We start from the raw sequence: 14,519 nt of genomic DNA, 5'->3' as shown, positions 1-14,519 counted from the left end.
GTATGCTAAAAAAATATTTTCCGCAACGAAAAATATGAGGGTTCTCAGTTGTATTCATAGTGAAAGGGGGTGCTGAGGTGTACAATTCATTAGAGCTCAATGAATCTGTGCGGCAGGCCTTGGATCTACATTCACAAAGCTTAATTAAAATTGCCTTTGCATACTTGAAAAATATAGCTGACGCGGAAGAAGTGGCACAGGAAGTATTTCTCGCCTACTTGCAGAAGCGCCCTGTATTTGAAAATAGCGAACACGAAAAAGCATGGCTGATTCGTACGACCATTAACAAAAGCAAAAATATGCTTAAAACCGGATGGTTCAAAAGCAGGAACCCTGTTCCCGAAGATTTGAGCTACCTCCCGAGGGAAGAAAATGATGTTTTGCAGGCCGTACTGGCCTTGGACAAGAAATATCGCATTCCGATACATTTGCACTATTACGAAGGATATTCCATTCAGGAAATTGCAGCTATTTTGCAATCTAAGCCTGCAACGGTGGGAACATGGCTGGCAAGAGGACGGTTAATCTTAAAAGAGAAGATTGGAGGCCTTGAGGATGAAGAAATCTGTTTATAAATCCGCAATGTCCCGTGTGAAAACAAGTGAGGATTTCAAAGAAGAGACCTATCAGAAGCTAATGCAGGAATTGGACAAGACAACTCAAACAACTGAAACCAATCATAGCAATCAAAAGGAGCGGTTTAAAATGGAAAGAGCAAAGAAAAAAACATTAGCGGGTTGGACAGTCGGAATTGCAGCTTGTGCGGTATTGTCGGTTAGTATTTTCACCATGAACCAGAATGCCCCGACTGTAACACCTCAGCCTACGACTGGCATAACACAGCCTCCGATTTCGGGTAAGGCGTCGGTCAATATTGAAGGTGTCATCTCTGAAGTAAGCGCAGATGGTAAAAGCTTCAAAGTAGGCGATTTGTGGGTAACAGTAGCTCCAGAAACCGAATTGGGAATTAAAGGACCAACAGCTGCTGAGCCCTCCGAAGAGCTGCTGCAGAAAGAGTTCAAAGTCGGCAATATCGTGACTGGATACACTTCTCAGGATGTCAGCACCGGCAAAGTCACTGCAGATGTGATCTACAACAACATGGCTCCGCAGAAGGACGCTGGCGTGAACCCGCCAACTACAGGCAAAGCGGCAGTCAATATTGAAGGCGTGATTACGGAAGTAAGCGTAGACGGAAATAGCTTCAAGGTTGGCGATTTGTGGGTAACGGTAACGCCAGATACCGAACTTGGAATCGGAGGCCCGACGGCTGCTGAGCCATCTGAAGAGCTGCTGCAAAAAGAATTCAAAGTCGGCAATATTGTGTCCGGATTTACGACTGAGGATGTCGGTACAGGAAAAGTGAATGCAACGAACATTTACAACAATATGGTTCCCCAAAAATAAGCGAATCAGCATAGCGCACATTAGCATGAAGTCGGCAAAACAATCGTTTACTACGCATAAAGGCTTCTGAACATTGCATGTTCTAAGAACATTTCCATAGGGGGAATGTTCTTTTTTGTGTTCGCTGCTCTTAACTTGGAGATCCGATCTCTTCCCTTATAATCGATATGAGAAGCTCCTTGGAGGATGCAGACGGATACGCTCTGCCACGAGGCTGCAATAAGCCTACGAGAATAAAAGGATCCTGTAATTCGACATCAATTCTCTTTACCTCGGGGATTAGGAGAGTTGAAGCCAGCACGACACCGACGTCGAGCGTTTGCTTAATGAAATGCGGGATTGCAGAAATCTGGCTAACTGTGTTTAGACGAGGCGGCGCTGCTTCATATCTGGAAAGCTGCTTAGCCAAATACAAATAATAGAGGCAAGTAGGCCCTCCGGTTATAACGGAGTAACCTAGAATATCCAGGAAGGAAATATCAACTTTTTCACAAAGCGGATGTTTACGGTCTACGACAAAACTAATTTTCTCTTGAAACAAAGGTTCAAAATAAAAAGAAGCCCCATCGGCAGGCTCACCGCAAATAGCGAAATCAAGCTCGTCTTGAAGGATCAATCGCGATAAATAGTCGGTATTCCCCATAGCAATTTGACAGGTCATTTTAGGCTTATGCGCATGAAAGGCTCGCAAGGCATTCGGAAGAACGCCATCCATTATGGACTCGATTCCTCCGATCCGCAGGCTGCCTATCTCGTCTTGCTGCAGACCCTTGGCTAGTTCGGATACATCGTTCCAATGTTGAATGAGCTTGCCGATTTCTGCCGCAAGCACTCGACCGGCGCTCGTTAATTCCGCGTCCCAGCCCCGTTTGAATAGCTGCACGCCAATGTGCTTCTCCAAACGTTGAATTTGATTCGTTATAGTCGATTGCGCATAATTTAATTTTTGGGCTGCCCGGGAGAAGGTTCCCTCTTCAAGTATCGTTTGGAAAGCAACCATCTCTCTTAAATCCAATTCAATCACCTCGATCGAAATAATGGATGAAGATTATCATCTTATTCAATTATATAAATAATAAAAAGCCAAGTAAAATAAAGCTATCTTAATGAAGGAGTGGTGACTATGCCATTTGTTAGGGTTAGCTACTTGGAGCATTTGTATGATAACAAGCAATTGGAGCGAATCAGCTGCTCGATTATGGGCGCGCTGGTTCAACATTTCAATGTGCCGGAAGACGATCTGTTCCAGGTGTTCCATGCCCATCAAGCAGGGCAATTCTATTACAGCAAACAGTATTTAAACATTGAACGAAGCGATGCACTGCTCTACATTCAAATTACGCTCAAGTCCGGCAGAACGACGAGGCAGAAAGAAAGTTTTTACGGTTGCTTGGCTGAACAATTATCAAAGAGGCTTCCCATGCGGAAAGAAGATATCTTCATCGTTCTTGTCGATACGGAGTTCGAGGATTGGTCGTTCGGCAACGGAATCGCCCAAATGCTGCAACGAACAGCCGGGGAGGCATGACATGGCGCATCGGAAATTTAAGTCCAGCGCACGGGAGTCGTTCGGAGACATAGCTCCGGCATTCGTCGCGTATTCGGAAAACGTGTTGTTCGGGGATCTCTGGCGAAGGGAGCAATTATCGCTCAGGGATCGCAGCATAGTTACGGTTGCCGCGATTGTGGCGGGAGGCATGAGCGAGCAGCTTACCTATCATTTGCGATTAGCTGTAGAGAACGGGGTGGCACAAGATGAGCTGGTGGAGGTCATGACGCACCTAGCCTTTTATACGGGATGGCCGCGCACGGCTTCAGCACTTCAGGTTGCGAAAGCTGTTTTTGGAGAATAGATAAAGTATAGGGTAGGAATAGAAGTTTGCCGTTTTTTTATACACATGCATGCTAATCAGCCCAGAACTATTATTATTTTTGACAATTTTGGACAAATACTTTGCCGTTTTTCCCTTAAATATGATATGTTCCACCCTATGGTATCGTATACTGGAATGAAAGCCGATATTCATAGGAGTAAACATCATATTTCAGAAATAGGGGATTTCCTGCATGAGCTCCACTGTTGAACTCGTATTTATGATTGCATCATTGATTATGATGGGCATTATTTTAATTTATGTATATGGATTTAGAAGAGAGCGCGGGGTCTACTACCTCGTTGGCTTGATCGTATGCAGAATGGTATACTCCAGCAGCATCATCTTGGAGAAGAACAGTGATTTATTGATGGAAAAGCTGATTTTCCGTAATGCTCAGCATACGGCACTTAATATAATGGTACCTTTCGCTGTGCTATTCGTTTATCAGCTAGTTGGCCGTAACAAGCTGTTAAAGCCGCTATGGAAAATAATCGTGTTCGCTATATTTTCACTTTGGTCGTTGCTTGTTTGGTTCGATCCAAAGCTACATGTAATCTTTCGTACAATTGAGCTCAATAACGGCAACTTAGTAACAACAAAGACGATTTATTCGATGACGTTTACTATGATTTGCTACAGCCTTGTGATCGTTTGCATCTATTTTCTATTTCAGTATATAAGGAGCATTCGCAACGATTTCCGGAAGCCGGGGATGTGGGTGCTTCTTCTGTCCATGTTGCCGTTCATGATTGAAATTATGAGGTTTGTAAATCCGGAATGGTCTTCTTGGTTGCTTTCATTGACCGTTTACTGCGGGTTTACAGGTACGTTGATGCTGGTTATTATGCTGCAGATCAAGTTCTTCTCTACCGTTCCGATTGCGAGAAGCATTGTGCTCGATACGCTTCAGGAGAGCATTGTTACAGCGAATGCAGCGGGGAGAATCATTGACAGCAACAAAAGAGCCATAGATTGGTTTACGGAAATGGGTTACGAGGCTGTTTTTGGCAAAAATATATCCGAATTATTGGACGCTTGGCCGGAATGGCTTAAGCTGTGCAAGTCTATGCAGCAGGGAAATGTTGAGATTGAGGTCTTGCTGGGTGGGGAGAGAAAAATATACAGCGTGAACGTATACCCGTTACATATGCTGCGCCGTCAAGGGCAAGGAAGCATCTCGCTTATTGTCGATATTACGGAGAAGCAGCGGCATCTCGAGCAGATTGCACAATTGAATCAATTGAAGGATCAACTATTTACAATCGTATCTCACGACATTCGCAGTCCGCTTGCCTTGCAGTTCCAACTTATTGAGCTGTTGGAAGAGGATAGGGAGCGCTTCGATAAGGAACACCGGGATATCATAGAGACGTTGGGAGATCAGATTCGTCATACACTGGGAATGACAAATAATTTGTTAGAGTGGTTTCGAAGCCAAAGGGAGGATATGGCGCTTCGCCCTCAAATGCTGCAATTGCATGAGGTTATCGAAGATTGCTGCCAAATGCTGCACATCAGTTATGAAGCCAAGCATATTCGCATGAATAATGCCGTTGCCCTAGAAACGCTCGTGTATGCCGACCGGGAAGCACTCGGATTAATTATCCGCAACTTGTTGTCCAATGCGATTAAATTTACTGAAACGGGAGGATTCATTCAAATCCTCGCAGAGGTATCGGAAGACATGGTAGTTGTTTCTGTAAGAGATGACGGAGTCGGTATGGATGAAGAGCAGGTTCGTCAATTATTTGCCGATAAGCAGCTTAACTCATTGACGGGCACCTTGGGAGAAAAGGGCACAGGGCTTGGACTTCTCGTCAGCCGGCAATTCGTTGAACGAAGCGGCGGGCGCATTTGGGTAGAAAGCCAAGCCGGAGAAGGAAGCATATTTCATTTCACGATGAAAGGCGGGGGCAAATCATGAGGGTTCTCATTGTTGACGATGAGCCTGCTATGCTGCTGGCTATGGAAAGACTGCTCTCAAAGGTTGAACATGTGGAGCTTGTTGGAGGATTCCAAACGGCTTCGGAGGCGCTTGAATTTGTACGGGTAACGGATGTAGACCTCGCGTTCCTGGATATAAAAATCGCAGCAGATAATGGTTTAGAGCTCGCCCGCAGCTTGCGTTCCATTTGTACGGATCTCGACATCGTGTTTGTAACCTCTCATTCCGATTATGCATTTGAAGCCTTTGACGTGTATCCATTGGATTATATGGTTAAGCCCATTTCCAGAAACCGTTTGGCTCAAACGATTTCACGGGCGGCTAGCAAACGCAATGCTTCTTTGCATGCGGAGAACGTTGCCCTTCCTGCCAATCGCTTAATAATTCGGGGCCTTGGCTGTTTCGAAGTAAGCAGTGAGCAAGCTGATACGCTGAAATGGATTTCGAAAAAAAGTATGGAGCTATTCGCCTATTTGCTTGTTCATCAAGGCAAAAGCGTAACGAAGGCACGGATTTTGGAGGACATTTTTCCGGAGATGCCTCTTAAAAATGCGGAAATTTACTTGAATACGGCAGTCTATCAGCTTAGGAAGGTGCTGTCGCTGCACGGTTTTAAAGAAATCGTAATATCTGCGCAGGAGCAGTATCGTGTTCAACTGGATCATATAGATGTTGATTTTATTCAATTCGAACAGGCCGTAACGGAATTACCCGAAATCAATATAGCGAATGAAGCGATGGCCATAGAGCTGGAGAAACATTATGCGGGCGAGCTGCTTGAGGATAAGTCCTTTGAATGGGTGAATTTAGAGCGTGAGCGTTTATCGATCGTTTACGATTCCTTTGCTAAGCGCCTTGCAAGCTGGCTCTTGGATCAGAAGCGTTATAGAGAGGCAGCGCACATCGCAAGACGAATTGTGTCACGCAATGAGTTCGAAGAAGAGTCTACGATGTTGCTGCTGAACATATATGGGGCTATGGGAGATCGACAGTCTCTGCATCATTATTATGAAGACTATGCGCAATCGCTGTTCCAAGAGCTTGGCCTGCAGCCCTCACCGGCCATTCAGCAGCTATATGAACAATATGAGTAATTATCGAATATACAAGTTTTTGGCAGTAAGCTGATGTTGTCTATCATGCAAAAGAAGGTGTCCGGATAGCCGTAGGCTTAGGGGCACCTTCTTTTATCATTCAATTATGGCGTATTCTTAGGGATCAGGCCGTTGCCATATTGCATGAGCGGTGCAAGCCAGACCATGCCCGTCCCCCGATACACATTGACGAGTCCTTCTCCGGAAGCCGCAGAGCCCATCCGAGTCTTGCCCGATTTCTCGACGGTGAATTCCAAGGAATTCGACCACATAAGTGCAAAGTTCCCGTCGACCTTCAGTACGTCGTTCTGCAATTCGATCACGACAGCCTCTTCTGATGGAATCGGCGCTTCGAGCGCTAGAATGCCTTTTCCTTTGGCGCTAAGATTAAACAGTCCTTCTCCGCCTAACGCGGCTGAAGAGAGACTCTTGCGCGCAGTTACACCGATCTCCAGAGTCGTCTCGCAAGCGAGGAACATGCCGTCATCAATGACAATGTGGTCGTTGTCGACATCAATTAACCACAGGTACTTGTAGGTCGTTTCCAGCAAAATGGTGCCTGTGCCTTTATAAAGGGGTTTGACGGCGCTCGTACCCGTTACTGCACTGGACACAAGATTTCTCATGAGGCCGCCGACGCCTTTAACGCCAGAAGTCATTTCAATATTGCCAATCATATATTGCATGGCGCCAGCGCTCAGCATGACCTCGCTATTTTTGATCTCAACCATGAGCTGCTTGTTGCGCATATTGCTTTTGCTCATAAAAAAGTTCGCTTGTGCATCTAGCATGGTCGTGTTGCTCAAATCCTCTTTATACTCGATTACCGTAAAACCACCGAGCTGTTCCTTAATGACAACATTGTTGTTGTCCTTTAAATTATTTATTGTGAAAGCCATTCTAATACTCGCCTCCTGTAGAGTTATGTTGATCAAATTAAACCCTTCCAGATCTAGGTATTCGACAAAAAGAGGCAGTATCCTTGCCATTTTCTATTCAATTCTTCATTTTAGCTATGGACTTATGAAGTTTGCAATAGTTGCAAAGTTAAACTATTGTATGATAAACTATGTTCAGGTGATGACAATGAATAAGATTTCTCCCTACGTAAATGTACGGGAAACTTTTCAACTGCTGGTTAGGGTTTTCGGCATGCTGCAGAAGGATGGCGCGCAAGGCTGCGGCGTCTCGGTTATCCAGAGCCATATTTTGTACGAGCTGGGCAAGCGGCCAAATATCTCGCTTAATGATCTTGCGCAGCTGCTTATGACGGATACAAGCTCCCTTAGCAGGCAAGTACAGCAGCTTGTAGAGCATAATTTGATTAATAGGCTGCCTGATCCGAATGACCGGCGTTATGTTGTGCTGTCGCTGACTGCTGATGGTGAGAAGAAGCAGCTGCATATTACAGAATCCATGGAGCTATATTTGCAGGATGTATTTGCAAGTATTCCGGCTGAGAAGCATGAACAAGTTTTCGAAACGTTAAGTATGATGAACCAGGCATTGAACAGTACCCCATTCAAGAAACAGCCTTCTTCCTAGTAAGAAGGCTTGCATTTCATTGATAGTTGCAAAAATCAATTATGTGTAAATTCATTAGTTGTATTGAGTTGAGATTTGACTGAGAGTGAATGGGAAATATAGATTTGACTAAATGACCGATGAAGGAGCTGCTTATAATGAATCAAGTATATGATACCGTGACAAACCACCGATCAATTAGAAGTTATTCGAATGAACCGGTGAGCGAAGAGCATTTGACGATGATTATTGAAGCCGTACAGGCTGCGCCATCGTCCATTAATGGACAACAGGTAACAGTCATCAGCGTACAGGATCCAGAGACGAAAGCGCGGATCGCAGAGCTTTCAGGGGGGAACCCTTGGATTGCACAGGCACCTGTTTTCTTGCTGTTTTGCGCAGACTTCTACCGCGCCAAAATTGCGGCCGAGCTGAATGGCGAAGAACTGGTTGTGACGGATGGAGTCGAATCCATTATTGTCGGCGCTACCGATGCAGGTTTAGCTATGGGTAACGCCATTGCCGTCGCAGAATCTTTAGGGCTCGGTATTGTGCCTATTGGCGGTGCGAGAAGACAGCCTCTTGAATTGATTAAGCTGCTGGGGCTGCCTGATTATGTGTTCCCCGTTAGCGGCCTAGTGGTCGGTCACCCGGCTGGAGCTTCCGAGAAAAAGCACCGGCTGCCGCAAGCTGCCGTGTGGCATAAGGAGAAGTACAACACGGAGCTGGAAGGCTTAATTAAACGATATGACGAAGAGGTTTCTGCCTATATGTTAAAACGTACGGACGGAAAAGAGTCCAGAGGCTGGTCGCAAGCCGTGTCTTCCTTGTACAACCGGATCTATTATCCGGAAGTGAGAACGATGCTGGAGCAGCAAAAATTCGATACCAAATAAAAGGAGGATGCACATGGTTATTTTACAAGTGCAAATGACTGTGGCAGCAGAAGAGCGTGAGATGTTTCTTGCTAAATCGACGACACTGCTGTCCGCGACACGAGCCGAGGAAGGCAATATCAGCTACCAGTTGTTCGAGAATGTGTCTAAGCCGGGCAAGTTCGTTATGCTGGAGGAGTGGCAGGACGAGCAAGCGATTGACCTTCATAACCAAACGGAGCATTTTACCGAATTTTTTGCTTACGCACGCCAAGTTCTCGTTGAACCCGTGAAAATAAATCGCTTGAACGACTAGGAATAGAGGAGAAGCCACCGCGCTTCTCCTCTTTTTTGTTGATTTATATACCTTAGTGATTTTGTCGAAGTTTGTCATTTTCCCGTCATTGGGATGTTATATGCTTAGATAGATGGTTCATACGTCGGAATAAACTATTATTTAGGAGTGAATATGTAATGAAACGTTTTTCGTTAGGTCGTTCTTTGCTTATCCCTGCAGTGATTTTGCTACTATTAAGCGGGTGCATAATTAAAACAAGCTCATTCACCATTTATTTCGGCCCTGAAGAAGCTTTAGTAGGCTCAGAGCAGATGTATGTTAGATACTCAGACGGTTCAGTACAAGCCGCACCGATTAAACCGTCAAGTCCATCACCAACAGTAGTCGTGACAGATGATCAAAAAAGTATTGTAGGCGGCTATGTCAGCGATGGCAATGTAAGCTGGGTTCCATCCTTGTCTTATACTGTGGATATTAGTAATAATTTTGTTACGGTTACAAACATCACCTATTCCAAACCGTCATCACCGGTTGGTTATGTCGTTCAACAACCCGAACCTGTGGCTGATAACGAACATCCGGGGTTTGTAAAAGTGACTTATTCCGTATATGGGACGGAGGGATCACCAGTGACTGGCCGCACGGAAGTCTTTGCTCAATCCACTGCTTCGGATGTAAGTTTTTATGATAAGGATGGTGGATTTACTGCTACTGAAGTCGCGGGAGGTTTCTCTTCTTACACGGAAGGAGGGAAGGTTACATTTACGATCAAGACAACTGTTGATAAAGTCTCAGAACTGCCCATTTCCTTGTACTCGGGCTCGAAATTAATATATAACTCCATGATTAATAATGCTGCTTCTGCATTGTCAATTGGATTGGCTGAAGGTGATACCGAACAGAATGTAACCCGAAATATTAGTTTGCCGCCATCTAAAGACCAGGATATTAACATCTCATGGGCAAGCAGCAATCCAGATGTCATTACTGAGGCTGGGGTTATTCATAAGCCAAAAACGAGCACCGGATTCTCAGACGTCACGATGACAGCAACGATATCCGGTTATGATTTTGTTATCACTAAATCGTTTGACCTTCGCGTGATAGGCGATACCTTCAGTAATGTTGCTACCCTAAGCGAGCTTACTTTAAGCGGAGTCGCATTTGATCAAGCTTTTAGCGGTCAAGTACTATCGTACACGGGGCAGGCACCTTACGAGGTATCTGTAACAACGGCGACTTACACGCCAGATGATAGCTTCGCTGCTGTTGCTTATAAACGGGATGAAACCCCGATAAGCAATCCGATTGACTTGCAAGTAGGTTTAAATGAAATTAGTGTCGTCGTTACAGCAGAGGACGGCAGCACAGAGGTTTATAAAGTGGCTGTCACAAGGGCTTCCGCGCCAGAGACACCAACACCAGCAACTCCAACACCGGCAACACCATCGCCGGCAACACCAAATCCGACGGCTGCACCTACGCCAACGCCAGCGGCATCCAATCCGTTCTTGTCGGCTGCTGCCATTGATGTCGACAAGCTGACAGATGAGCTGAAACAAAAATGGACAGCCTCTGAACCGGTTGCCTTCACGGATACGGCTTCGCATTGGGCATCCAAGGATATCGGTATTGCATCACGCCTTCAGATTATTGAAGGTTTCCAAGACGGCGGCTTCAAGCCGAATGCATCGGTAACTCGAGCAGAGTTCAGTGCGATGATCGTAAGGGCATTTGGTTTAGGCAAGGCTTCCACAGGCACGTCATTCAGCGACCTGGATTCACAGAATTGGTCAAGCGCCTACATCGAAAGCTTGGCTTCGAGCGGCATCATCAACGGCTATCAAGATGGCACCTTCAAACCAAACAATGACATTACGCGTGCGGAAATGCTGACTGTTATTTCTCGGATTGTGAACTTGAAAGCATTGAGCCAGAATGATGCCCCTGCAGTATTCTCGGATATCTCGGACGAATACTGGGCGAAAGCAGCTATCGAGGAAGCAGCAGGCGCAGGCATGATTAATGGAGTGAGCACGAATCAGTTTGCCCCAGAGAATAAGTCAACGCGCGCTGAAGCATTAACGCTTATTATTCGTTCATTGCGTACTTCAGCGGCGATTAACGAGCTTTTACAATAAATCATAGCTTTCTCAATCGGAGACTGCAGCTAACCGCTGCAGTTTTTCGTTAAATCGGAGCCGTTGGAAACCTGCGGCGCAGTGCCTATAGGTAGTCTTATAACGAAATTTGTGATAACATGTAGACTGACAAGTAGAACGTGAACGTGGGAAAGCCGATTCCGTTCGTGCCAGTATCACCGCAGTTTGCGGACGCATTTTTAAACTGCGGATGAATTGGGTATGATTGAAAGGTCGAGTTACTAAATTGCAATTATTTTGAAGGAGGATTTATCATGGCTTTGGAATCAATGAAAGAAATGCTGAACAAAGGTTTGAAAGAAGGTTATGCAGTTGGTCAATTCAACATCAATAACCTGGAGTGGACACAAGCGATTCTAGGTGCTGCTCAAGCTGAGCAATCCCCTGTTATTCTTGGCGTTTCCGAAGGTGCAGCTCGTTACATGGGCGGCTTCACAGTTGTAACTGCAATCGTGAAATCCCTAATCGAAGAAATGAAGATCACTGTTCCTGTTGCGATCCACTTGGACCACGGTTCAAGCTTCGAGAAATGTAAAGAAGCGATCGATGCTGGATTCACTTCCGTTATGATAGATGCTTCGCACTCGCCATTCGACGAGAACGTAAAAACGACAAAACAAGTGGTTGCTTACGCTCATGAGCGCGGCGTTTCGGTTGAAGCTGAGCTTGGTACTGTTGGCGGACAAGAAGACGATGTTATCGCTGATGGCGTTATCTACGCTGATCCACAAGAGTGTAAACAATTGGTTGAGCTTACAGGCATCGATTGCCTAGCTCCTGCTCTAGGTTCTGTACACGGTCCTTACAAAGGCGAACCAAACCTAGGCTTCAAAGAAATGGAAGAGATCTGCCAAACGATCAAGCTTCCATTGGTATTGCACGGCGGTACAGGAATCCCAACTGCAGACATTAAGAAATCGATCTCACTGGGAACTGCAAAAATCAACGTAAACACAGAAAACCAAATCGCGTTCACAAAAGTTGCTCGTAAAATCTTGACTTCTGACTCCGAAGTTTACGATCCGCGCAAATTTTTGTCCCCAGGCCGCGATGCAATCAAAGCAACCGTTCAAGGCAAAATTCGTGAGTTTGGTTCTTCAAACAAAGCGTAATCCACATACAGGAAAAAAGGTTGGGAAGAATGCGATAAGCATTCTTCCCAACCTTTTTTTATTTATAAGATTTTATATGTTTTCACCTATAAATGTGCTTATCTATCTCCGCGAAACGACTGCTTTTGCCATAGAGGGCGGCGACAGCCGTTTACGCTTGGCGTAATCCTTTAAAGAATGATGTCCACTACCGTTCACTGTTAAGGGTATGATCCACATTAGGCAACCCATGTAAGCCAAACGCCAGCATCGGGCCCAATTTAATGATTCGCGCCATATAGGAGCTGATTTCGCTCGGAGTTCGATTTAGGCCAGTTTCAAGCCAGTGCATGATCAGGCCAAAGTTGGCAGATGTCACATATGCTACGATATAATCCGGTGGAATAGCAGCAGGACTTGTGCCGCCTAGCTGCTGCGTTTTGGCATAAATATGGCTGGCGAACAGCTCCCGGAATCGAATCGCATAAGCAAGATCGCCCTTGGGACCAAACATGGTCTTAAGAAAATCGGCATGCTCCGCTATCTCCTCGAACAGTTGAACACTCACAGGATAGACTTCGTTTCTGTCCATATAGTGTATGGCATCTTGAAAGTTCAGCTGCGTAATCCGGTTTCTGACCTTCTCAAAAACATGCTCCTTCAGTTGTTCCAGCATATCGGGCACATCCCGGTAATGGAGGTAGAAAGTGCCGCGGTTTATCTCGGCGCGGTTTGCGATATCCGTAACCGTTACGTGATCAGCGCCTTTCTCCGCAATCAAGCTCATTAGTGCTTCATAAAGCAGACGTTTTGTGCGCACCTGGCGCCGGTCCAACTGATTGCTCATCTAATCCTGTCACCTCCTCGTCACTATTTTATGAGAAAATCAACACTCTATCCTTGAACTGCTGAGTAATAAACAGTACGGGAAGAACTGATTATTGTACTTTCACTGCTACTTATTATAATAAGCATTGTGACCTTTAATCAACAGAATGTCCATTAAAATAGAGGAGTGAATGTATAGGATGACATTGTTTAAGCAAAAGATAACTTGGATTGGGTTTGTTGGTGTTTTTGTCGTTCTGATCGTATTCGGCGCGGCAATGATGGGATCTGTGCTGGGCATGAAGCCTCAGCATCTGCCTGTAGCGCTAGTCGTTGCTGATCAGCCTGCTCAGACAGCGAAAGGTAAAGCAGTCGCAGTGGGAGAAATGATAAAGCAGATGCTGCTTGCTAATGAGCAGATGCCGTTCACGTTTACTGTAATTGAAACAGAAGCAGCTGCACGCGAAGCTTTAGACGAAGGCAAATATTATGGTGCGTTAGTGTTGCCTGCCGATCTAAGCGCGAATGTCTCATCGTTAATGAGCGCACAGCCGGTTCAAGCTTCCGTAAGCATGATAAGCAATGACGGGCTCAATACTCAGGCAGCTACTGTCGTGAAGCAAGGGCTGGGCCAAGCTATGCGGATGGTCAATGCAGAGCTTGCCAGGTCGATGCTATCACAAATAGGCAGCCAGACAGAACAATTGTCGATTGCTGTCGCTCAAGCTTTGTTATCGCCTATTCAGGTACAGGAAGAGGCTGTTCATGCCGTCGGAGCGAACAATGCCTCAGGAAATGCGCCAGGCTTATTGACGCAGATCATGTGGATGGGAAGCCTGATTGCAGCCGTAATCCTGTTCCTCGCTAGAGGGAATGCAAGGAAGGCTGGGGCGAATAGCTGGGCGAGCATTCTGGCGCAGCTCGGTACGGGGGTCATTATGATAGGAGCGGCTTCCGGCTTCCTTATATGGATGGCATCTTCGTGGTACGGGATGGAGCTGGCTCACGCGTCGGAAACCTGGTTGTTTCTATGGCTGGCTGGATCGATGTATTTCTTGATTCAGTCTGCATTGCTCAATTGGATTGGATTCCCGGCGATGGCGATCATGGTGCTGCTGATGTTCTTCTCGATGCCGATCCTGAACGCTGCGCCTGAATTCCTAACCCAAACGACGCGGGATTGGATCTATTCATGGACACCGCTTCGATTTGTTGCGGATGGCCTGAGAGAGGTCATGTACTTCAGCGGGCTGAAGGCGGCTGCATCGAATGCAGCGATTGTATGGAGCATCGGCGGAGCGTTTCTCTTACTGCTGCTTGCTTCAGGGTTCAAAAAAGGGAAGGCATCGGTCGAGGCATCCCGTGCTTCGGCAGTGCCAGCACCGATAAATTAAACAAAACAGCCTCCTGTCCAAGAA

The 14,519-nt window shown here is 45.9% G+C and carries 15 protein-coding genes; 12 read left to right on the top strand and 3 right to left on the bottom strand.

What is annotated here, in order from left to right:
• The first annotated feature begins 77 nt into the window (after positions 1–77).
• Positions 78–575, top strand: coding sequence for an RNA polymerase sigma factor (locus tag FHS16_RS14185; protein WP_183563242.1), 498 nt, complete (start codon positions 78–80; stop codon positions 573–575).
• Positions 556–1,407: a DUF5666 domain-containing protein gene (locus FHS16_RS14180; protein ID WP_183563239.1), complete on the top strand. Its 852-nt coding sequence runs from the start codon at positions 556–558 to the stop codon at positions 1,405–1,407. Before FHS16_RS14185 ends, FHS16_RS14180 begins: the two co-directional genes overlap by 20 nt.
• 130 nt (positions 1,408–1,537) lie before the next feature.
• Here FHS16_RS14180 and FHS16_RS14175 read toward each other — a convergent pair whose 3' ends face one another.
• Positions 1,538–2,422, bottom strand: a complete 885-nt coding sequence (locus tag FHS16_RS14175; RefSeq protein WP_183563236.1) for a LysR family transcriptional regulator — start codon at positions 2,420–2,422, stop codon at positions 1,538–1,540.
• Between the two features lie 108 nt (positions 2,423–2,530).
• On the opposite strand from FHS16_RS14175, the gene FHS16_RS14170 reads away from it, so the two are divergent.
• The 4 genes from FHS16_RS14170 (at position 2,531) to FHS16_RS14155 (ending at position 6,323) form a co-directional block, all read left to right on the top strand.
• Positions 2,531–2,935: a tautomerase family protein gene (locus FHS16_RS14170; RefSeq protein ID WP_183563233.1), complete on the top strand. Its 405-nt coding sequence runs from the start codon at positions 2,531–2,533 to the stop codon at positions 2,933–2,935.
• A 1-nt stretch (position 2,936) separates the two neighbouring features.
• The gene (locus FHS16_RS14165; protein ID WP_183563230.1) at positions 2,937–3,260 is read left to right on the top strand and encodes a carboxymuconolactone decarboxylase family protein; all 324 of its coding nucleotides are present in this window, start codon (positions 2,937–2,939) and stop codon (positions 3,258–3,260) included.
• 214 nt (positions 3,261–3,474) lie between these two features.
• Positions 3,475–5,208, top strand: a complete 1,734-nt coding sequence (locus FHS16_RS14160; protein WP_183563227.1) for a sensor histidine kinase — start codon at positions 3,475–3,477, stop codon at positions 5,206–5,208.
• Positions 5,205–6,323 (top strand): response regulator, encoded by a 1,119-nt coding sequence (locus FHS16_RS14155; RefSeq protein WP_183563224.1) that lies wholly within the window; start codon positions 5,205–5,207, stop codon positions 6,321–6,323. Before FHS16_RS14160 ends, FHS16_RS14155 begins: the two co-directional genes overlap by 4 nt.
• Before the next feature lie 104 nt (positions 6,324–6,427).
• Here FHS16_RS14155 and FHS16_RS14150 read toward each other — a convergent pair whose 3' ends face one another.
• On the bottom strand, positions 6,428–7,222 hold the full coding sequence (locus tag FHS16_RS14150) for an AIM24 family protein (RefSeq protein ID WP_183563219.1): 795 nt from the start codon (positions 7,220–7,222) through the stop codon (positions 6,428–6,430).
• 187 nt (positions 7,223–7,409) lie between these two features.
• Between FHS16_RS14150 and FHS16_RS14145 the strand changes: the two genes are divergently transcribed.
• The 5 genes from FHS16_RS14145 (at position 7,410) to FHS16_RS14125 (ending at position 12,294) form a co-directional block, all read left to right on the top strand.
• Positions 7,410–7,868 (top strand): MarR family winged helix-turn-helix transcriptional regulator, encoded by a 459-nt coding sequence (locus FHS16_RS14145; protein ID WP_183563216.1) that lies wholly within the window; start codon positions 7,410–7,412, stop codon positions 7,866–7,868.
• Between the two features lie 137 nt (positions 7,869–8,005).
• Positions 8,006–8,743: an NADPH-dependent oxidoreductase gene (locus tag FHS16_RS14140; protein ID WP_183563213.1), complete on the top strand. Its 738-nt coding sequence runs from the start codon at positions 8,006–8,008 to the stop codon at positions 8,741–8,743.
• A 13-nt stretch (positions 8,744–8,756) separates the two neighbouring features.
• Complete coding sequence (locus FHS16_RS14135; RefSeq protein WP_183563209.1) at positions 8,757–9,038, top strand: putative quinol monooxygenase; 282 nt, start codon at positions 8,757–8,759, stop codon at positions 9,036–9,038.
• A 158-nt stretch (positions 9,039–9,196) separates the two neighbouring features.
• Positions 9,197–11,161, top strand: coding sequence for an S-layer homology domain-containing protein (locus FHS16_RS14130; protein ID WP_183563206.1), 1,965 nt, complete (start codon positions 9,197–9,199; stop codon positions 11,159–11,161).
• Between the two features lie 275 nt (positions 11,162–11,436).
• Entirely contained in the window at positions 11,437–12,294 is an 858-nt protein-coding gene (locus tag FHS16_RS14125; protein WP_183563203.1) for a class II fructose-bisphosphate aldolase, read from the top strand.
• Positions 12,295–12,481: 187 nt separating this feature from the next.
• Here FHS16_RS14125 and FHS16_RS14120 read toward each other — a convergent pair whose 3' ends face one another.
• A complete protein-coding gene (locus FHS16_RS14120; protein WP_183563200.1) occupies positions 12,482–13,120 on the bottom strand; it encodes a TetR/AcrR family transcriptional regulator in 639 nt (212 codons plus the stop codon).
• A 181-nt stretch (positions 13,121–13,301) separates the two neighbouring features.
• On the opposite strand from FHS16_RS14120, the gene FHS16_RS14115 reads away from it, so the two are divergent.
• Positions 13,302–14,495: a YhgE/Pip domain-containing protein gene (locus FHS16_RS14115; protein ID WP_183563197.1), complete on the top strand. Its 1,194-nt coding sequence runs from the start codon at positions 13,302–13,304 to the stop codon at positions 14,493–14,495.
• Positions 14,496–14,519 lie beyond the last annotated feature (24 nt).

It is taken from the genome of Paenibacillus endophyticus (assembly GCF_014192395.1).
Lineage (GTDB): Bacteria > Bacillota > Bacilli > Paenibacillales > Paenibacillaceae > Pristimantibacillus > Pristimantibacillus endophyticus.
Note: the sequence above shows the minus strand (reverse complement) of the source record. Positions and strands in the feature narration are given on the sequence as shown.